The sequence below is a fragment of the Shewanella sp. UCD-KL12 genome (assembly GCF_001957125.1).
Lineage (GTDB): Bacteria > Pseudomonadota > Gammaproteobacteria > Enterobacterales > Shewanellaceae > Shewanella.
Genome location: NZ_MPHJ01000012.1, coordinates 83,629 through 104,819 on the forward strand (window position 1 = coordinate 83,629; position 21,191 = coordinate 104,819).

Here is a 21,191-nt window from a genome sequence, read left to right on the forward strand (position 1 = left end):
TCTGAACTGACCACTTTCTTATACCGATTGGTATTATAGCGTCTTGCTGATAAATCACCGTTATGTCGCTCATCAGTTTAGAGCGACATAACTCAAGTTCGGTTACTCTGGCGCAATTTCTGGATGTTTATAGGCTTCGCGGTATTTGTCGACCCACATGGATGTTGCGCCACAAATTGCCACTGGCATGACAATAAAGTTCACGATTGGGATCATCGAGAACAAGGTGACGGCTGCACCAAAGCTGAAACTGCTTCCTTTCGTTTGATTTAAGGCAAACTTCATATCAGGAAAGGGAACCTTGTGGTTATCGAACGGGTAATCACAGTATTGAATGGCCATCATCCAGGCGCTAAACAGGAACCAGATCACAGGCGCAAAGGTCTGGCCAATAAAGGGAACCCAAAACAGTAACAGGCAGATAATCGCCCTGGGGAGATAATATTTAAGCTTTATCCATTCACGGCCTAAAATACGGGGTAAATCTTTGACCAAATCTATACTTGTACCTGTGTTGAGATCTTTACCTGTCAGGTGCTGCTCAACTTTTTCGGCTAAAAGACCATTAAAGGGAGCCGCTATCCAGTTCATGACAGAACTAAATAGGAAGGAGAGTACGACGAGTAAGGTGATAACAGCGAGCGGCCAAAGAATAAAATTAAGCCAGCTTAAATAATCGGGCAGTTGACTCGATACCCAAGCAAATGCGCTTTCCAGCTGTCCAATGGCAAAATAGATAACGCTTGCGAAGATCACTAAGTTAATCATCAAGGGAATAAATACAAAGCTTCTCAGCCCTTTAGTTTTTATTAGGCTAAACCCGTCGAGGAAGTAGTTAACTCCGCTCTTGGTCGTTGCTAGGTTAGTTTTAGCATTCATAAATTGGTTCAATCACTCTTCCTTGTAAGCTTAACGAGATTGTGAGTCACCAACTGCATGAAGACAAGCAGTAAATCATGCTCCCTTCAATAAAAACGTTACAAAAACCAGCCCGTTTTGGTAAAGTAGCCGCAGAAAATCAACTCTCAACAAGCTCAGTTCAGCTAAATTAAATTTAGTTTATTTACGCTGAAAACGACCTAAACGGCATCATGAGACTCAAACAGATAAAACTTGCTGGATTTAAGTCGTTCGTCGATTCCACAAAGATCCCCTTTCTTAACCCGTTAAGCGCAATCATAGGCCCCAATGGCTGTGGCAAATCGAATGTTATCGATGCCGTACGTTGGGTGTTAGGCGAAAGCTCGGCTAAACATCTACGTGGCGATTCTATGTCAGATGTTATTTTCAATGGCTCAACGGCGCGACGACCTGTTTCTGTGGCCAGTGTTGAACTGAGCTTTGAAAACCTCGATGGTAGACTCACTGGAGAGTACGCCAGTTATCAAGAGATTGCGGTTAAGCGTCAGGTGAGCCGTGATGGTGATTCAAGCTATTTTTTAAATGGTCAAAAGTGCCGCCGCAAAGATATCACCGAACTTTTTATGGGCACAGGCTTGGGCCCGAGAAGTTATGCGATTATCGAGCAAGGCACGATTTCCAGGTTAATCGAGTCGAAGCCACAAGAGCTTAGGGTATTTATTGAAGAAGCGGCCGGGATCTCTCGCTATAAAGAGCGCCGCCGTGAAACAGAAAACCGTATTCGCCATACCAGAGAAAATCTCGAACGACTCGGTGATATCAGAAGTGAACTAGGTCGTCAGCTAGATAAACTTGCTGAACAAGCATCAGCGGCTAAACAATATCGAGAACTGAAGCAATCTGAACGTCAGCTAGATTCAGAGCTGTCAGTGAGTCGCTATCTTGAGTTAACTGAGCAAACAGAAAAGCTGAGCTTAGAGGTCAACAGGCTGGAGCTGGCCAAGTCTGAAGTCGAGGCTGATAAGCAGCGTATTGAACTTGAGTTGACTCAGTTGAAAGTGCAGTTGCTTGAATTAGATGGCGAAGAGCAAAAGCAAGTTGAGTCTTTTTATCTGTCCGGGACGCATATTGCTAAACTTGAGCAGGAGCTTAAGCATCGTCAGCAACAAGATTCTCAAGTTGAACAGCAGGTTGAGGAGATAGAGGCAAGAATTGGCCAGTATAAGCAAGAATTATGTGCTGAAGAGGCAATTGAAACATCATTAAAAGCCGACTTAGCCGTTAAATTGCCGCAACTGGAACAACTTCAATTGTCATCGACAGAGGCTGCAGTAAGGCTTAATGAGCAAGAAAGCAGTACTACTACTGATTCGTTGGCGCTCGCGAGCCATAAAGAGTTGGTTTCAAATCAACGCTTAACACTTGAAGTGGCGAAGGGTAAGTTGTCGCAACAACAAGTGATACAAGCGAACACTTTGAGGCAGTTGACTCAGATTGACCAGGAAAGTGAGCAACTTAGCGCACAGGAACGGGAACTCGACACTGAAGAGAATCACGATAAGCTTAAGCTGGTCCATGTTGAGCTCAAGCAGCTTAAAGAGATCAACCAAGAGCGAGAAGAGCAGCTTACCGATCTTCAACAAGAACAGGCACAAGTAAAAACAAAGCAGGAAGCGTTGACTCAGTCTTTGGCTGAGGAGAGAGGTCGATTAGCCTTAGTGACAAAACTGTTACCCGTTGAGGCGCATTCGAAAAGTAAAAAGCTGTTATGGCAACTGATTGATGTTCAGCCTGGTTGGGAAAAAGCGGTTGAGATGCTGTTTGATGGCCTGTTAAAAGTGCCTGCAGATGTTGATGTTAATCAATTGGGGTTTGTGAGCCAGGAGAGCCAGCAATGGCATGGCCTCACGTGTGATATTAACCTAACGCCCTGGTTAACAGATGTGAGATGGGTAAATACACTGCAAGAGGCTGAATCACAGGTTGAATCTTTAGCTGAGCATGAACGAATTGTGACCGCTGATGGCTATATGCTTGGAAAAGGCTTTGTGATCAAAAAGGGAACTGATTCTGAGTCTTTGGTACAGCTCAAGGGCGAGCAGCAAGCTTTAGAGGCCAGCATAGGGCATTCAGAACGTTTGCTCACGGAACTTAATGAAGATGAGCGTGAATTAACTGGCAGTATAAAGCCGCTCAAATTAGCATTGAATTCAGGGTATGAGCATATTCAACAGCTTAACTTAACAGTCGCCAGTTTAAGCTCTCAAATTGAATCTGAAAAGCAGCGTAATGATGAGCGAGCGCTGCGTCGAGGGCAACTTGTCTCAAAACGCGCCAGCCTTAATCTGCAGCAGCAAACGCAGAAGGAAGAGGCATTAGCATTTGAACAAGCTCTTGAGGATGCATCCGCAAATTTACAACAAGGTGAGTTGTTACAAGCTGAGTTAAACCTAGCGGTTAACACACAGCAAGAAAAAGTGCTTAAGTGCAAAGAGCTCAACCATTTTCATCAAAATCAATATCGCGACTTAAGTCATATCTGTCAGGAGCAAAAGACCAAACTTGCCCTTAATTCCCAAGCGATCACTCAACAGCGAAGCCGTATTGAAGAGTTAACCGTCACTAAAACGGCCCTCAAGCAGAAACTCACAGCTGAAACGAGTGAAGGTGAAGAGGGACGGCTGAGCTCAATAAAGGAACAACTCGCTGAGGCTTTAGCTAAACAACAAACAAAGCAGACAGATTTAGCGTCTTTAAGGCAGCATCAAGCCCAGTTGCAAGAATCGAGTGATAGCGCAGGAATAAAGAAAAAACAACAGCTTGGCAAGATAGAAAACTTGACTCAGTCTATCAGCACGTTAAAGTTACGTCGCGAAGGTTTAAAAGGCCAAGCTGACAGCCAACTGATGCAGCTTAAAGAGCAAAAGATTGAGCTTGAACAGGTGAAGTCTTTACTGGATGTTAAGAAAACTTCACAGACACGCCAGCGTGAATTAGAGAGAATAAGGGCGAGGATCACGCATTTAGGTGCGATTAACTTAGCGGCCATAGAAGAGTATGAGCAGCAAAGTGAGCGAAAAACATATTTAGATAGCCAAGATGAAGATTTAACTTCAGCCTTGACTAGCCTTGAGGAAGCGATTCGCAAGATAGACAGAGAAACAAAAAGCCGATTTAAAGAGACTTTTGATAAAGTTAATAAAGATCTCGGTTTGCTGTTTCCCAAAGTGTTCGGTGGCGGGAGTGCTGAGCTTGCGCTTACCCATGATGACCTGCTCGAGACCGGAGTCACCATTATGGCTAGGCCACCAGGTAAAAAGAATAGTACAATTCACCTTCTTTCTGGTGGAGAAAAAGCGTTAACCGCATTATCATTGGTGTTTGCGATTTTTAGACTGAATCCAGCACCGTTTTGCATGTTAGATGAGGTTGATGCTCCTCTGGATGACGCGAACGTCGACAGATTCTGTCGCTTAGTAAAAGAGATGTCTCAGAGTGTACAATTTATTTATATCAGTCATAACAAGATAACCATGGAGTTGGCTGATCAACTGATAGGAGTAACGATGCATGAACCAGGAGTTTCACGTATTGTTGCTGTAGATATTGATGAAGCGGTGGCGCTAGCCGACGCTGGATAACATAGGAAAGACAGGGTAACCAATGGAAAATTTGCAACTTGTATTATTCGTTTTAGGCGCAATAGCAATTATCGCCGTACTTGTGCATGGTTTTTGGTCCATTAGAAAGCAGCAACCTAAATCAATCAAAGACAGCCCTATGTCAGGCTTTTATAAAGACCAGGCAGCTAATCGTGACTCTCAAGGCTTCGATGCTGACGGTATTGGCGAAGTTAGAGTACGTAAAAATGATCAAACTGAGGCGACTCAAGAAAGTGTGAGCGATCCACTTATGAAAAGTGAGCCTCAATTTGTGATGAATGATGTCGATGAAAAGTCTGATAGAACAGACTTTGATGCTGAACCTGAAATTGATTTTTCATTGTCAAATCAACCTTCTCAAAAAGCGACTCGCCAAAGGCATGAGCCTATGATTGATCAACAAAGCCAACATGTTGATGATCAGATGGAGCTTGGCTTAGCTCAAGACTTAGCTCAAGAGAGTGCACCAACACAGAATTCATTATTCGACGCACCCGTTGAGCCTGCAGTAGTCACAACGCCAACATACGAACAACCTGTTACTCAGCCTAAACCTCAAGCTCCCCAAGTGACAAATCTTGATACAAGCGCTGATACAGTGACTCAAGCCCAGCCTGAAATTAAAGCCGCTCCTGCAGAGCAAGCTGTAGAAGAGTTGCCGGAACCGAGTGATGTTTTAGTGCTTCATGTGGTTGCTACAGACGGAGAGGTATTAAATGGCGCTGAGTTACTGCCTTGCCTTTTATCGCTTAACTTTAAGTTTGGTGATATGAGTATTTTCCATCGTCATGAAGATAATGCTGGCACAGGTAAAGTACTATTCTCATTGGCTAATATGGTTAAGCCTGGTGTATTTAATCCAGATGAGATGGAGCAGTTCTCAACCGAAGGGGTCGTATTATTTATGACACTACCTTGTCACGGTGACCCATTAATGAATTTCTCTATTATGCTTAACTCTGCACACCAATTGGCTGATGATTTAGGTGGACAAGTATTAGATGGCGGTAGAGATGCTTGGAGTGATGCTACCAAACAGAGCTATTTACAGCGAATTCGTACTCAGCAGGTTTAATATTTGCCGTTACAAAATTAACTCTTTTATATTTTAAAAAGGCCGCCTTTGCGGCCTTTCTCATGCTTATCTGGATCTTCCTATGCAAGACGAAAACTTACAAAACAAACAGGATGTTGCTAAAGAGATAGCGACTCTCTCAGATACATTGAATGCACATAACTATCGTTATTATGTTGATGATGCTCCCTCAATTCCAGATGCGGAATATGACCGTTTAATAAAACAACTTATCGCACTAGAGACGGCTCACCCAGAGCTCTGCTCACCAGACTCTCCGACACAGAGGGTTGGAGGTGAAGCGCTGGCTAAGTTTGATCAAATACAGCACTTAAAACCTATGCTGAGCCTAGATAACGTGTTTGATGATGAGGAGTTTGAGGCATTTTATAATCGCATTAGTGATAAAACAGCTGAAGCACCAAGCTTTTGCTGCGAGCCTAAGCTTGATGGTCTTGCGGTTAGCATTCTCTATCGTGACGGTGTATATGAACGTGCAGCAACGCGAGGAGATGGCAAGACTGGAGAGGATATCACTGAAAATGTACGGACGATCCTCTCTATTCCTATGAAGTTAAGAGGCGAGAATTTCCCGCCCTTACTTGAAGTGCGTGGTGAAGTGATCATGCCAAAGCAAGCATTTGATTCACTCAATGAGCGTGCCAGAGCCAAAGGGGAAAAGGAGTTTGTTAACCCGAGAAATGCCGCTGCAGGCAGTTTGCGTCAGCTTGATAGTAAAGTAACTGCAAGCCGTGCGTTAGGTTTTTACGCTTATGCATTGGGAGTGGTAGAGCCTGAAGGCTGGCCACTGGCTGAAAATCATTATGGTCAGCTGATGCAGCTAAAATCATGGGGCTTTCCTGTGAGTGCCGAGGTTAAGCAATGTGATAGCGTAAGCGCAGTTATTGAGTATTACACCGACATCATGACACGCAGAAGCGAGCTTGCTTATGAAATTGACGGTGTCGTGATTAAGGTCGATGATATCGCGCAGCAAGCGCTACTGGGTTTTGTCGCTAAAGCCCCTAGATGGGCTACGGCGTTTAAATTTCCAGCACAAGAGGAGATGACACTACTTGAAGAGGTTGATTTTCAAGTAGGTCGTACCGGCGCGGTCACCCCTGTAGCTAGGCTTAAGCCTATCTTTGTCGGGGGCGTGACAGTATCTAATGCCACATTACATAATGCCGATGAGATAGCTAGGCTTGGCGTTAAAGTGAAAGATACTGTAATCGTTCGACGTGCGGGCGATGTTATTCCACAGATAGTTGCAATCGTTGCTGAAAAACGTCCGGATGATGCCACTGATATCGAGTTTCCAACAAGGTGCCCTGTGTGTGACAGCTTAGTTGAGCGCGTTGAAGGTGAAGCTGTGGCACGTTGTACTGGTGGACTATATTGTGAAGCACAGCGCAAGGAAGCAATTAAGCATTTTGCTTCACGCAAGGCGCTTGATATTGATGGTATGGGCGATAAAGTTGTCGAACAGCTCATCGATAAAGAGTTGGTTGAAAGCCCTGCGGATCTGTTTAAGCTCACAGCGTCGGCCATCACTATGTTAGATAGGATGGGGATGAAATCAGCGACCAATCTCGTTGCTGCCATTGATGTTGCTAAACAGACCACTTTTGCTCGTTTCCTATATGCTTTGGGGATCCGTGAAGTGGGCGAGGCCACGGCTGCCAATTTAGCAAACTATTTTAAAACGCTCGATAAGTTAAAAGCTGCCGATACTGACACCTTTATTAAGGTCGATGATGTTGGGGCTATTGTTGCCCTACATCTGGCTCACTTTTTTGCTCAGCCGCATAATTTAGACGTTGTTGATAGCTTAATTGAGGCTGGGGTCAATTGGCCTGAAATTGAAGAGGTTGCCGAAGAGGCACTATCATTAAAGGGGCAAACTTGGGTGTTAACGGGGACATTAACTCAGTTAAATCGCAGTGATGCTAAGGCTCAATTACAGGCATTAGGGGCTAAAGTTGCTGGAAGTGTCTCTAAAAATACAGACTGTTTAGTCGCCGGTGAGGCTTCAGGTTCTAAACTGACTAAAGCACAGGATTTAGGTATTAAGATATTGGATGAAGATGGCTTATTGGCGGTATTAGCCGCTAACTAAGCGTTTATCAATTAATCTGCCTATCTTGTTAAAGGACGTCACCCATGGTGGCGTTTTTTTATGTCTGTTGCTGTGTTGAAAATTTGTTATTTGCCACCATATCTATAGAAGGTCATTCTCAACACTGTAATAGGCGATGCGTGAACTTTAGTAATATAACTTGGTTGGATGAAAAGGGTCACATTAAGCCCCCTATTTTTCTCTATTTGATGTTGATTTTCATTGCTAGAGGCTGGTGTATATTTGCTGCATCTTTGACTCAAGCGAGCGATAGAGCTGCGCTAGTCGCACTTTTTTACCCACAAAAATCTGATTTTATCATGGCGTTGGTAGCGGGTGTCGGGGCCGTGCTTATTTATGTGTTAGTGATTGCTGAAAGAAAGCGCTCTCCACTTTGGCTAAGACCTATGTTTAATCAGCTGAAGTGGATGTTACTCTTACTGCTTTTAGTTGATGGTGCGCTACTGGTTGAACGTACCATCAATGCTTATTACCTCTATAGTTGGAGCACTGGATTAGATGCACTGTTTCTCTTTTGGAGTTTCATCTATCTGTTTCAATCTAAGCGCTTAAATCATTACTTTTCTGATTGGAAAAATGAGGAGGAATATGAAGATGCGGTTAAGCCAGATAATCTTGAGTCAAAAGTGGGTAATAAAGGGGGGTAAGATCCCCAGTTGATAATAGTGATTAACGAATAGATAAAAAAATGGCGCTGCATGGGCAGCGCCTAAAGATCTGTTACTCTAATTAAAGAGCAGAAAATACATACATCAAAACTGTATTCCGATCCAGGAATGTTAACAAAATACCTTGTCTTAACTGCAGCTTAGCTTCATTAAGAAACTCAATTCCAGTTAAGGCATTAAGGACAATTGACAGCAACACTCTTTAAGTCGATGTACTCGGGGTGTGCACATTTTCCTAAAGAACAAAACCACTATAGCATAAAGAATATTGTATACAATGTCCGAATTTGAATTTGGCAAGGATTTATGTCAACACTTTGTTATATGATATTACCTCTGCTTATACCTAAATATGACAAAGACATCTCGACTTTTTATCTTCAGTTCTGCCTAATTTCCTACTCCATCCATGCAACCAAGTTTAATTAAGCTGTTAATTTTAGATAAGATCTGTCTTGTTAGTAGGGGCAAGGTACAATGCAATTGTCTTGTTGAAGTGTTATTCGCTCATTTTATGGCTAGTTATGGCATTTACATTCACTTTTTTTATTAACTTCGACACATTTTTATAAATATTTACCATTTTTATATTATGATTTTTTGTTATTGCTCTATAGTTATCTCATTAAGTTCAGTAGGTTTTCACTAATAGTATTATACTTAAGCTATCTGCTGCAGCTAGCGAGCATTGATGGCTGAGATGGAGTGGGATCGTCTAATGGGATTAGCGGATAGGACAGAAGCTACAAAGGAGTTTTTTGGGGTGGCTAAAGCCGAGCAAATACAATTACCCTTATCTAAGTTACAAATTGGGCTTACAGTTAAACTACCTCTCTCGTGGAAGAATCATCCTTTCCTGCTTAATCGTGTCGAAATTAAAGAAGAAGCACAGATTGAATTAATTAAAAGCTTAGGTGTGCCTTATGTGATCTTACTCAAGGGTGGCGAGCTGCTACCTGAAGATGATGTCGAGGAAGTCATAGATGAAGCTGCAGAGGAGGTTGTTGAACAGGAAATCGACCCTAAGTTGTTAGTGAGGAAGTCTCTTAGGTTAAGTCAGCAAAGGTTTGTTCAAAGTGTCAACGAAAGTCGAGCTGCATTCAGTAAAGTTGGCAGCGATCCTGAAGGAGCATATCGTAGTTCAGCTGCCTTGGTTGAGGATCTACTCGAGCATATGCTTGAAGTCGACACGCCATTTTTGGCACTCGTCAGTGCAGGGGAGTCAGATGCCAGTGTGACTCAACATGGGATATCAGTGGCCGTTGTTGCTCTAATGATTGCTAAAGCCATGGATCTATCTAAATCGGATATGCGTGATATCGCACTCGGTTGTTTGTATCACGATATAGGTAAGTTAAAGGTACCTGATGTTATCCGTCGTAAGAAAGGTGGCTTGACTGAACATGAAGCCAACTTTATGAAAATGCACCCTAACTTTGGTTATGACATGTTGAGTAAGTCTGGTCTTTATGATCAAGCTGTACTTAATATAATTCTGCATCACCATGAGTTTATTGACGGCACTGGTTATCCTGATGGCTTGAAGGGCAATAAAATTCCGATGGTGACTCAGATTGTGAGCTTAGCGAATGATTATGATCGCCAGCTATGGACTGAAAATATCCGCTCTCCTCAAGTCGCCTTAGGCTACCTCTTTAAAAACCGAGCAGGAAAACACGCTGAAGCCTTAATTGCGGTACTCGTGAAAATTTTGGGGATCTATCCACCTGGTACCATTGTTGAATTATCAGATAAAAGTGTTGGCAAAGTGATGATGACAACAAAAGAGGTGAAGCAACCTCAGGTATGGGCGTGCCAACCCGATGGCAGTGATGCAGCATTACGATTCTTAACTAAGGAGGATGTATTAGTTGAGAAAGTGCTAAAACTTGAAGAGTTATCCGAAGGTGCGATGAAATCGCTGCAGGCTGATATGGGAATTAGCTTTTATTTTAGTGGTGTGCCGAGCTAACGACTAGTTAACGCTCTGTATTCGCACTATGATATTGCCATTCACTTTCAACGATGGATTTTACCTTGAAGATTAATACTGTTTCTATTGTCGGTTGCGGCTGGTTTGGTTTACCACTCGCTAAGCATTTAATTGAGCAAGGGTTTAAGGTTTGCGGCAGCAAAAGAGACGCAGAGGCTGCAACTCAGCTTGCCAATGATGGGATCAAAGCCTTCAGTTTAGATCTCGATAACCAGAAATTTAATGGTGAAACGCTTGATTTAGTACTTGCAGCTAAGTCTGACTCTGAAGTTCGCGCAAGCTTTGTCTCAAGACTCTATACCGATGCACTTGTCATAAATATTCCCCCTTCACTAAAAAAGCAACCTGGCGCTTACCTTGAGCGGCTTGGACTGCTTAACCGTTTAATCAGTCAGCATACTTATAAACGTATCATTTTTATTAGTACGACAGGCGTTTACCCCTCGACGGGTGAGGCTATGACTGAGAGCGATGCGGTTGCTTACTCACCAGCGAGTCAAACTCTTCTTCAAGCAGAAGCGCTATTTTTACAGCTGGAGTCGACGTGTGTGCTGAGGTTTTCTGGTTTGATAGGACCTGCAAGGCACCCTGGTCGCTTTCTCGCCGGTAAAACGGGCTTAGAGGGAGCTGATGCGCCAGTTAACTTGGTTCACCTCGATGATTGTATCGCTGCAGTATCTTGTTTACTTCAAAGTGACGAGGTATCAAGTATCTATAATTTAACGGCACCTGAGCATCCTAGTCGTCGAGAATTCTATACTCAGGCTGCAGAGTACTTGTCTTTAGAAGTGCCTCAGTTTGGCGAAAAGCCTCAGGTAGCAAAAATAATTGATGGCAGTAAGATAACAAGAGAGTTAGGCTTTAATTATCAACATAACTCGCCATTAGGCATGTTAAGTCAGTGCTGAACGGCCTCAACTTTCACTTTATAGTGGTAATAATACTGACTAGTATAAATAGATAAGGAGATACAGATGGGGGTGATTAGGTGGTCTATTACCGCATTAATGTTTATGGTGGCAGCGAGCCTGTTTATTGCAGACAAAGCGCACGGGGCTGACTTTGTAGAGGGGGTGGACTTTGTACAAGTGAGTGGGATCCCTGAGTCTAACTCACCAGTTGTTAGAGAGTTTTTTTCCTATAATTGTTCACACTGTTATAGACAAGACCCTATTTTCGAAGAAACAGTTGAGCTTCTCGGCGATAAGGTTGTATTTGAACGTACGCCCATTGGGGCTGGTCGGCCAAGTTGGATTTTAAGCCAAGAAGCGTATTACTTAGCCCAGAAGTTTAATATGACACGCCAAGTACATGGTAATATTTTTCAGCGGATCCATGAAAAAGAGGGCCCCTTTACTCGTGCAGATCAGTTAAAGCGTTTTTTCGTGCAACAAGGTGTTGATGAAAATGACATAGAGAGTGCCATGAAATCTGCAGATTTCAAGCTGGCGATCTCTAACTATGATACTCAAGCTCAACTGGCTGGTATTCGTGGGGTGCCTTCATTACTTGTTAATGGTCGATATTTAATTAAGTCAAAAACGAGAACACCTGAAGAGTTAGCAGAGCTAGTCGCTTACCTTTCAACATTAGATTAGTCTTCTATCTAAGCTCATTTCACATGATTAAAGAGCCTGCTGTTTGCAGGCTTTTTGTTATCAAGCTGTCTTGCTATTGACCCAAAGTGTTCATTTTTACTGCATAAACCTGACTTGTTTTCTCCTACCTTAGTCTAACTCATTGTACATAATGTTTGTTTACTTGACGTTGGCGTAAAGCTCTATCTTGTTGTTAATTAGTGAATTGTTTGTTTCTTCCCTATAAGTTTCCGCTGGCGTTAGACTAAGGTCGCGATTGTTGTTGTGTACGGCCTTGATAGATTAACTAGGACTTTAAATTAAAAATCAGCACAGGGGAGTCGCTATGAGTTTTGAAAACAACGACAAGGCAGAGGGTTATTGGCGCGAGAATTTGCGCTTAGTACTTGGGTTATTAACAATTTGGGCTGCAGTATCTTTTGGGTGCGGCATTCTATTGGTAGATGTTCTAAATGAAATTCATTTCATGGGATTCAAGTTGGGATTCTGGTTTGCACAACAAGGTGCAATGTATGTATTCGTAGCCTTGATTTTTGTCTATGTGGCGAAGGCCAATGCATTAGACAAAAAATATAATGTTCACGAAGACTAATATCGGGTCGAAGAATACCTGATCAAGAAAGGAGCCATGAAATGGACGTACAAACTTTAACTTATATTATTGTGGGCATGACCTTCGCCCTCTATATCGGCATTGCGATCTGGTCTAGGGCCGGATCGACAAAAGAATTTTATGTAGCAGGTGGTGGTGTTCACCCTGTCATGAACGGAATGGCCACCGCGGCAGATTGGATGTCTGCAGCCTCATTTATCTCCCTCGCAGGTATTGTGTCATTTGTTGGTTATGACGGTTCTGTTTACCTCATGGGTTGGACAGGGGGTTATGTATTACTTGCCCTGTGTATGGCTCCTTACTTAAGAAAGTTTGGTAAATTTACTGTCCCTGACTTTATTGGTGACCGTTATTACTCACAAGCTGCGCGTACCGTTGCAGTCGTGTGTGCCATTTTCATCTGTTTCACGTACATTGCAGGTCAAATGCGTGGTGTAGGGGTTGTATTCTCACGTTTCCTCGAAGTTGAAGTGGAAACCGGGGTATACATCGGTATGGCCGTGGTCTTCTTCTACGCAGTGCTTGGTGGAATGAAAGGGATCACCTATACCCAGGTTGCTCAGTATTGTGTACTTATTTTCGCCTTTATGGTTCCTGCAATCTTTATCTCGGTGATGATGACAGGCCATATTATTCCTCAAATTGGCTTCGGCGCTGAGTTAATTGATGCTGCGGGCAATGGAACGGGTGTATATCTGCTAGATAAGCTAGATGGGCTCTCCACAGAGCTCGGATTTGGACAATACACTGAAGGCTCTAAGAGCATGATCGATGTGTTCTTTATCACTGGTGCATTGATGTTTGGTACTGCTGGCTTACCGCACGTTATCGTTCGCTTCTTTACTGTACCCAAGGTGAAAGATGCACGTGTATCAGCGGGTTGGGCACTAGTATTTATCGCAATCATGTATACAACTATTCCTGCACTGGCTGCTTTCTCTCGTGTCAATATGATTGAAACCATCAATGGTCCAGAGTCTACAGGTGTTGCATATGAAACAGCGCCAGAATGGATTAAGAACTGGGAAAAAACAGGTCTGATTAAGTGGGATGACAAGAACCAAGATGGCAAGATCTATTATGCCAAAGGTGCTGAAAGCGAAATGAAGATTGACCGAGACATTATGGTTCTCGCGACACCTGAAATTGCTAACTTACCAGCTTGGGTTATTGCGCTTGTTGCTGCCGGTGGTCTAGCCGCTGCGCTTTCTACTTCAGCGGGTTTACTATTGGTAATTTCAACTTCAGTTTCACATGATCTGCTCAAGAAGAACTTGATGCCAGATATCTCGGATAAGAAGGAGTTGATGTTTGCACGAATAGCAGCTGCTCTTGGTATCGTAATGGCGGGTTACTTCGGGATTAATCCACCTGGGTTTGTCGCAGCGGTCGTGGCAATCGCCTTTGGACTTGCCGCCGCCTCACTATTCCCAGCAATTATCATGGGTATCTTCTCTAAGACTGTGAACAAAGAGGGTGCAATTTCAGGTATGGTAGTCGGCTTACTCTTTACTGCTAGCTACATTGCTTTCTTCAAGTTTATTAGCCCTGAACTTAACAGTGCGGAGCATTGGTTCTTAGGCGTGTCACCTGAAGGTATTGGTCTGCTAGGTATGGTGATTAACTTCGTTACAGCGTTTGCTGTGAGTAAAGTAACAAAAGCTGTTCCTCAGGATGTTGTTGAGATGGTTGAATCAATTCGTTTCCCTAAAGGTTCGGGTGAAGCTCACGATCACTAGAGTCAGTAAGGTATAACAATGAAAAGGGCGCTTAGGCGCTCTTTTTTTTGCCCTGTAATTGAGAAACCTTGCTTATCATCGCTAGCTATACCAATCGGTATAAAGATGTGGCCATTCAGCGAGAGTTTAGCGCTTGTGAGACAAGGTCATTAATTGCTTCCTGCATTAACGACATTCAGAACATCCATGTTCTTTGCAACTAGTGAGAGACATAGTTATTCTACGTTTAAGCTCGTTAACGTAGCATCAGAAGTGCTAAAACTCGCCTTTTAGGAGTTTTTTTGGCAGCCTACTTCTGTGTTGAATAAGTTCGAAAGGGATCATCATTCCCTCACTCATTCGCCTTGAATTAAGCCACCAAAAATAACTCTGAACTGACCACTTTCTTATACCGATTGGTATTAATAGCAGCTTAAAAATCACGTCGATTACATTATTAGTTGATCTAATGCTAATCGAGATAAGCTATGCCTCCTCAATGAGTTACCTTTCTACCGTGTTTTCATCTATAGGTTCAAAGGCCATAACCACAGGCAGGTAGCGGCTTTACGGCATATACTTAGCTCATTGTATACATGCTGTGATGGTTGCTATGTACAGCTTATTTTCAGGTAAAGAGAAGCTTAAAGTCAGGTTACTCTGTGCGATATTGTTCAGCATGAGTTTGTTGTTTCCACTTTTTGTCCAGAGTGAAACGATAGAAAGAGGACCTTATCTGCAGTTAGGTACAAGTCATAGCATGACGGTCAAATGGCGGACTGATGTTGCTGGGCCTTCGGTGGTCAAGTATGGTACTGAGCACGATAGTTTACTAAATACGGCTAGTGGTGAAAGTGCCATTGATCATAGTGTGATCATCTCTTCGTTACAGCCTGATACGCGCTATTATTATGCCGTACTCGACAATCAAGGCGATGTGCTTGCTGGCGGTGACACTAGCCACTTTTTCAATACTTCTCCTGCTCTTGGTAACTCAGATCTGACTCGGGTTTGGATTATCGGTGATTCAGGCACCGCCAATAATAATGCAAGAGCAGTTCGAGACGCCTATAAAGCGCGTGCTGGTGGCAATTATACAGATCTATGGATAATGCTAGGTGATAATGCGTACTCTTCTGGCACTGACAGCGAATATCAAGTTGCCGTTTTTGACATCTACCCAGAGTTGTTAAGGCAGTCACCGCTTTGGTCAACCTTAGGCAATCATGATGGCTATACTGCAGATTCTGCGACGCAGTCAGGTGCTTATTATGACATTTTTACATTACCCACCAACGGTGAGGCCGGCGGCGTTCCTTCTGGGACTGAGGCTTACTACTCTTTCGATCACGGTCAGATCCACTTTATTTGCTTAGAGTCATATGAGACCGACCGCTCTAGTAGCGGAGCGATGTTAACTTGGTTGGTTAATGATTTAGAGTCGACTAGCCAGCCTTGGATTGTGGCTTACTGGCACCACCCACCTTATACCAAAGGCTCTCATGATTCAGACTCGGAAAGTCGTTTAATTGAGATGCGAGAAAATGCGCTACCCATACTAGAATCATATGGGGTTGATCTGGTGCTATCTGGTCATAGTCATTCCTATGAGCGTTCATACCTAATAGATAGCCATTACGGCAGTTCATCAAGCTTTACTGAATCAATGAAGCTCGATGGGGGCGATGGTAATAAAACGAGTGATGGAAGCTATCAAAAAACGGCCCAGTTACAGCAGGCTAACAATGGTGCAGTGTATGTGGTCGCAGGCAGTTCTGGGAAAATATCAGGTGGCGCCCTAAATCATCCGGCCATGTACGCCTCTATCAACTTGCTCGGCTCTGTGCTTTTGGAAGTTCAGCAAAATGAACTAACCGCCACTTTTATCGATAGTACTAATACGTCGCAAGATGAATTCACCATCAGTAAAGGCCCAGATATTATACCGCCTACTGTGGTATCACTAAATGCACTAGATGCTATGACAATAAGGGTTAACTTCTCGGAGAGCTTGAGTCAATCTAGTGCAGAAGATGCTTCACATTACCAACTCGACAACGGCGCGACTGTTATATCGGCGCAACTGAGTGATAACCAACGGCAAGTCACGCTAACGACATCGACTCTGCAACCCTCACAATTGTATATGTTGACGATGAACGATATTCAAGATGTCGCCTTGAATACTATTGCCACTAATACTCAGCATACATTCACCTTTATCAACCTGCTCACGGTGGCGTTTCAAGATGGTGTCTCTCCTGACCCGAGTTATGACGGTACTCGTGATGCGTACATTAGCGAACTTAATAGCAGCAGTAATTATGGTTTAAATCCTAACTTATATATTGATGGTGATGATGGGGCTGGCGTCGATCTATCAAGTCTAATTCGTTGGGATCTCACTCAGGTCCCTGTCGACGCCATTATTGAATCCGTGGCCATTACACTCGATGTCTTCAATCCATCCTCGAGTCAATATGATGTTTATTCGCTCAACAGAGATTGGGCTGAGACGCAGGTGACTTGGCAAGCGTATTCGACCGGTCAAGCTTGGGAGGTTGCCGGTGCGCTGGGGGCTGCGGACCGAAACTTAGTCTCTCTAGCATCAATCTCCCCGTCATCGGGCTTGTATACCTTTAATCTAAATACAGCTGGTATCGCACTGGTGCAGTCTTGGGTAGATGGTTCAGCAAATAACTATGGGATTATTCTGGCCAGCACATCCGCCAGTGATGGTGCGGATTTTTACGCTCGGGAGTCGAGTAGTACTCACCCTAAGTTGACTTTGATTTATTCCTTGCCTCAGCCAGAAGGGGATAGTGTACCTCCCACTCAAGTTGAAAACCTGCTATTAGGATCAGTTGATAGCGATAGCGCATCAATTTCGTGGGATGCAGCGAGTGATAATGTGGCTGTTACTGGCTATAAAGTATTTCGTAACGAGGTGATGATATCAACCTCGATAACGACTAGCTTTGTCGATTCAAACCTAGCACCTGCTACCAGTTATCTGTATCAAATCTTAGCGTTTGATGCGGCTAACAATGAGTCTCTACTCAGTAGCGGGTTAACGGTTACCACTGATGCAATATCCGCATCGGTTCATGTGGATGACATCACAATGAGTATGGAGTCGGTAAATAAGAAAAAGCAAAGAGCAAAGGCTGCAGTGCTTGTGGTCGATGCCTTAGGTACTCCTGTTGCCAATGCAAGTGTTCAAGCGAGTTGGACAGGATTGTCAAACTTAGCGGTATCTGATGTGACAGGCAGTGACGGTAAGGTCCTTTTTAATTCAACGAATGTTAATAAGAGCAATGATGGCCAATTTACTTTGTCAGTAAACTCAGTGAATCTAGCGGGGTACAGCTACCAAGAAAGTGACAATATAGAGAGCAGTGACTGCATTCAATCAGATGCTAACGCGTGTGATGGCATCAGCGCGCCAACTGGGCTCACAGCAAGCTTTGATGGAAGTCATGTGTTGCTCAATTGGAATGTCGTTTCCCAAGCAGAGTACTACAATATTTATCGCTCCCAAACTGCTGGCAGTGGTTACATTCTTTTAGGACAGACTTCACTAACGAGTTATCCAGATAGCTCAGTCATAGACAATGAAAATTACTATTATCTTGTATCAGTGATTGTTGGTTTGGATGAGTCAGATATGTCTCAAGAGGTGGCGATTAGCACGACTATCTCACCACCTGTGATATTAGGTGCTGAGGACGTTTCTTTATCCCTTAAGCGAAAAGGGCGCAGTTATGATGTCAGTGCGCAAATTACCGTAAGGGATGATGCGAATAATCCAGCACCAGGGGCACTGGTTAGTGGGGAGTGGACTTTACCTGGTGGTGCAAAAGAGAGTGATTCAGGGATAACCGCTGACAATGGCGTGCTGACCTTGAAGCGCTCAAAGCAAACGGCTCAAAGTGGTGATAGCTTCTTTTTCACTGTCACTCACATTGAGCGAGACAGTGATAGTTTCAATGATGTCATGACCTTTGGGTCTGTAACGGTTCCTTAGCCATGAAAATCATCTATGGGTTTTGTCTATATTGTCTATTTCATTCGCTGCTGGCATCAAGCCATGCTCAATTTGATACGCGAGTACAACACTTAAACCATCAACTCGATCTGGCTTTAACTACTGAACTCGCCTCAAAAACGGAGCAAGCCCAGCTATTTTTACATCGAGGGCAGGTTTATACCGAAGCCTTACATTGGGAGCTTGCTAGGCAAGATTTTCAACGTGCAATGGATATCACTGACGATCTTAATATACGTCTTAATATTTGGTTTTACATGGGGAGGATGCGGTTACAATCGGGGATGCCCAGTGAGGCGCATACACTCTTGTCTAAAGTCATCAAACTCGATCCAAGTTACCAGGCCGCGAGGCTTAATCTAGCACGTACCTTTATCGCGCTCGAGGAGTATAGTGCGGCTGTCGATGAGATGGATATCTTTATTAGCTCCCTATCAAGGCCTACGCCAGATCAATTCATTGAACGTGCAAATATGGCTATGCTGATTGATGAAGAGGGAAGTGCATTAGCAGTTGATGGACTCAATGAGGCTGTGGAGCTGTTAGGTCCCATAGTGACGATTGTTGATCTCTTAGTTGAGAGCCATTTAGCTCAAGGTGAATGGCAAGCAGCAATAAATGCAATCGATATGTTGGCTGAGCGTGTTAAAAGCTTGCCGCGTTGGCAACTTAAATTAGGGGACATTTATCAACAACAAAAACGATTTTTAGAGGCACAAACCGCTTATAAAAAAGGCTTAATGACACTCAATAACCAGCCTGCGCATCGCCGTGCAACGGTTGCGAGTAAAGAGATGCAAAAACGCCTTGAATTAAAGTTAATAGAGTAAGTGAACTCACGCTAAAAGTGTCATAGCATCGCCATAAGTCGAATACCTCTATCTCCTTAAATTGGGTATAGTTTTGAGATGAGTTTTACTGTTTCAGGTATCCGTTTATGGACGCAAGCGAACTACAGCCGATTACACAGTTTATCAAAGCCCAAGTGCCTTTCGACTCTTTAACCGATAGCGTACTCGAACGTTGTTGTAAAAATCTCACCGTAGGCTATTACAGTAAGGCTTCAGCAATTGTCCCCCTAGATGAAACTCATCCTCAGCTTTATATCGTGAGAAGTGGTGCTTTTGAAGTAAGAGATAATGAAGGTGAACTGTTAGACAGGCTTGGTGAGGGGGATTACTTTGGTTTTCCCTCATTACTTTCTGGGGAGAAAGTCAGTAACCGGGTGCAGATATTAGAAGATGGTCTGGTTTACCACTTAGACCCACAAACATTTGATCATCTGCGAGTGGAATCACGCGAGTTTGATCGTTTCTTCAATCGTGCATTTGCAAAACGTTTACGTCATCAAGGTCGTTTTAAAGCTAAAGAACTTGCAACAACGAGTCGAGTCAGTACCTTGATGTCTAGAGAACCCTTAGTCATAGATAAGAATGCAAGTATCTCGAAGGCTGCGCAAAAAATGCGCCTAGCACGGGTTTCATCAGTGTTAGTGCTAGATAACTACAATGAAAAAATAAAGGGCCAGCAGAAACTGTGCGGCATATTAACTGACAGAGATCTGCGTAATCGTGTGCTAGCGGAAGGCTTAGATGGCCAGCTACCAGTTCACCAAGCGATGACGACTCGACCAAAAAGGTTAACGCCTAACTCACTAGTATTTGAAGCTATGTTATTGATGAGTGAGCATAGTATTCATCATCTCCCTATCGTAGAGGATGAGATACCTGTAGGTATCTTGACGAGTACAGATATTTTACGTGGACAAAGCTCTCAGCCGTTATTACTGATTGGTGAAATCGAACGACAAGATACAGTGGCAAGTCTCATCAGTGTCAGTAAGCAGATCCCATTGCTGCTACAAAACCTTATAAGCGCAGACGCTAGGGCTGAGGAGATAGGTCGGGTTTTAACCTCTGTGACCGATGCGCTGACAAGACGGCTTATCGTGTTGAATCAACAATTACTCGGTGAAGCGCCAATGGCGTTTTGCTGGCTAGCGTTTGGTTCTCAAGGTCGCCAAGACCAAGCTGCCTGCTCAGATCAAGACAATGGCCTGTTACTTGCTCATGAGCCAGATGCTGCAGCATCAGCCTATTTCGAGGCACTATCTAAAGCCGTGTGCGCAGGGCTGGATCAATGTGGCTATATCTATTGCCCAGGGGATGTTATGGCGCAAAACCCTCAATGGCGACTGACATTGAAACAGTGGCAACAGAAATTTGCGTCCTGGGTGAATACGCCAGAGCCAAAGGCATTAATGCATGCCAGTATCTTTTTTGATATGCGCTCTGTATATGGCCCAAGTTCATTGTTTGATAGCTTACAGGATGAGGTGCTGGCAAATACCAAGAATAACGATATATTCCTGGCTGGGATGGCGGGAAATGCCTTAATCGAATCACCGCCACTGGGTTTCTTCAAAAAGTTTGTCCTTGAACGTGATGGGCGTGAAGTGAAAGGGATAGATCTTAAACATAAAGGCAATGCATTGATTAATGACATTGCCCGTGTTTATGCGTTATCGGCAGGGATCAAAGAGGTTAATACCGCCAAACGGATCCGTGAGCTGATTGAGCTTAATATTATCAATCGAAAAGATGCGTTAAACTTGGCTGATGCGCATGAATTTATTGCACATATGCGTTTATCCAATCAGGGCTATCAGCATACTCACTCCCAAGAGATCTCAAACTATTTAAAGCCACAACACCTCTCCTCACTCGTTCGCCATCAACTTAGAGATGCTTTTAAGGTCGTTCATGACGCTCAGGCTGGGATTAAACTCAAATTTACTCGGAGTTTTTAACATGAT

Annotated in this window: 13 protein-coding genes; 12 read left to right on the forward strand and 1 reads right to left on the reverse strand. The window is 43.6% G+C overall.

Annotated features, from left to right (window positions below):
* Window positions 1–102: 102 nt before the first annotated feature.
* Window positions 103–879: a sulfate transporter CysZ gene (gene cysZ / locus BM736_RS18215; RefSeq protein ID WP_076414799.1), complete on the reverse strand. Its 777-nt coding sequence runs from the start codon at window positions 877–879 to the stop codon at window positions 103–105.
* A gap of 212 nt (window positions 880–1,091) precedes the next feature.
* On the opposite strand from cysZ, the gene BM736_RS18220 reads away from it, so the two are divergent.
* From BM736_RS18220 to BM736_RS18275, 12 genes are all read left to right on the forward strand, one after another.
* On the forward strand, window positions 1,092–4,502 hold the full coding sequence (locus tag BM736_RS18220) for a chromosome segregation protein SMC (protein ID WP_076414802.1): 3,411 nt from the start codon (window positions 1,092–1,094) through the stop codon (window positions 4,500–4,502).
* Between the two features lie 22 nt (window positions 4,503–4,524).
* Window positions 4,525–5,598 carry a cell division protein ZipA gene (zipA, locus tag BM736_RS18225; protein WP_076414805.1) on the forward strand — a complete coding sequence of 358 codons (1,074 nt, stop codon included), beginning with the start codon at window positions 4,525–4,527 and terminating at the stop codon, window positions 5,596–5,598.
* 82 nt (window positions 5,599–5,680) lie between these two features.
* Window positions 5,681–7,717 (forward strand): NAD-dependent DNA ligase LigA, encoded by a 2,037-nt coding sequence (gene ligA, locus BM736_RS18230; protein ID WP_076414807.1) that lies wholly within the window; start codon window positions 5,681–5,683, stop codon window positions 7,715–7,717.
* 140 nt (window positions 7,718–7,857) lie between these two features.
* On the forward strand, window positions 7,858–8,385 hold the full coding sequence (locus tag BM736_RS18235) for a DUF2919 domain-containing protein (RefSeq protein WP_076414809.1): 528 nt from the start codon (window positions 7,858–7,860) through the stop codon (window positions 8,383–8,385).
* Window positions 8,386–9,169: 784 nt separating this feature from the next.
* A complete protein-coding gene (locus BM736_RS18240) occupies window positions 9,170–10,378 on the forward strand; it encodes an HD-GYP domain-containing protein (RefSeq protein ID WP_076414871.1) in 1,209 nt (402 codons plus the stop codon).
* A 65-nt stretch (window positions 10,379–10,443) separates the two neighbouring features.
* The gene (locus BM736_RS18245) at window positions 10,444–11,307 is read left to right on the forward strand and encodes an SDR family oxidoreductase (RefSeq protein ID WP_083700338.1); all 864 of its coding nucleotides are present in this window, start codon (window positions 10,444–10,446) and stop codon (window positions 11,305–11,307) included.
* 99 nt (window positions 11,308–11,406) lie between these two features.
* Window positions 11,407–11,997: a thiol:disulfide interchange protein DsbA/DsbL gene (locus BM736_RS18250; protein WP_256717972.1), complete on the forward strand. Its 591-nt coding sequence runs from the start codon at window positions 11,407–11,409 to the stop codon at window positions 11,995–11,997.
* Window positions 11,998–12,322: 325 nt separating this feature from the next.
* Window positions 12,323–12,589: a DUF4212 domain-containing protein gene (locus tag BM736_RS18255; protein WP_076414815.1), complete on the forward strand. Its 267-nt coding sequence runs from the start codon at window positions 12,323–12,325 to the stop codon at window positions 12,587–12,589.
* Window positions 12,590–12,630: 41 nt separating this feature from the next.
* On the forward strand, window positions 12,631–14,349 hold the full coding sequence (locus BM736_RS18260; RefSeq protein ID WP_076414817.1) for a sodium:solute symporter family protein: 1,719 nt from the start codon (window positions 12,631–12,633) through the stop codon (window positions 14,347–14,349).
* 592 nt (window positions 14,350–14,941) lie between these two features.
* Window positions 14,942–18,355 (forward strand): DNRLRE domain-containing protein, encoded by a 3,414-nt coding sequence (locus BM736_RS18265; protein WP_256717970.1) that lies wholly within the window; start codon window positions 14,942–14,944, stop codon window positions 18,353–18,355.
* A gap of 2 nt (window positions 18,356–18,357) precedes the next feature.
* A complete protein-coding gene (locus BM736_RS18270) occupies window positions 18,358–19,206 on the forward strand; it encodes a lipopolysaccharide assembly protein LapB (RefSeq protein WP_076414821.1) in 849 nt (282 codons plus the stop codon).
* A 107-nt stretch (window positions 19,207–19,313) separates the two neighbouring features.
* Complete coding sequence (locus BM736_RS18275; RefSeq protein WP_076414823.1) at window positions 19,314–21,185, forward strand: DUF294 nucleotidyltransferase-like domain-containing protein; 1,872 nt, start codon at window positions 19,314–19,316, stop codon at window positions 21,183–21,185.
* The last annotated feature ends 6 nt before the right edge of the window (window positions 21,186–21,191 follow it).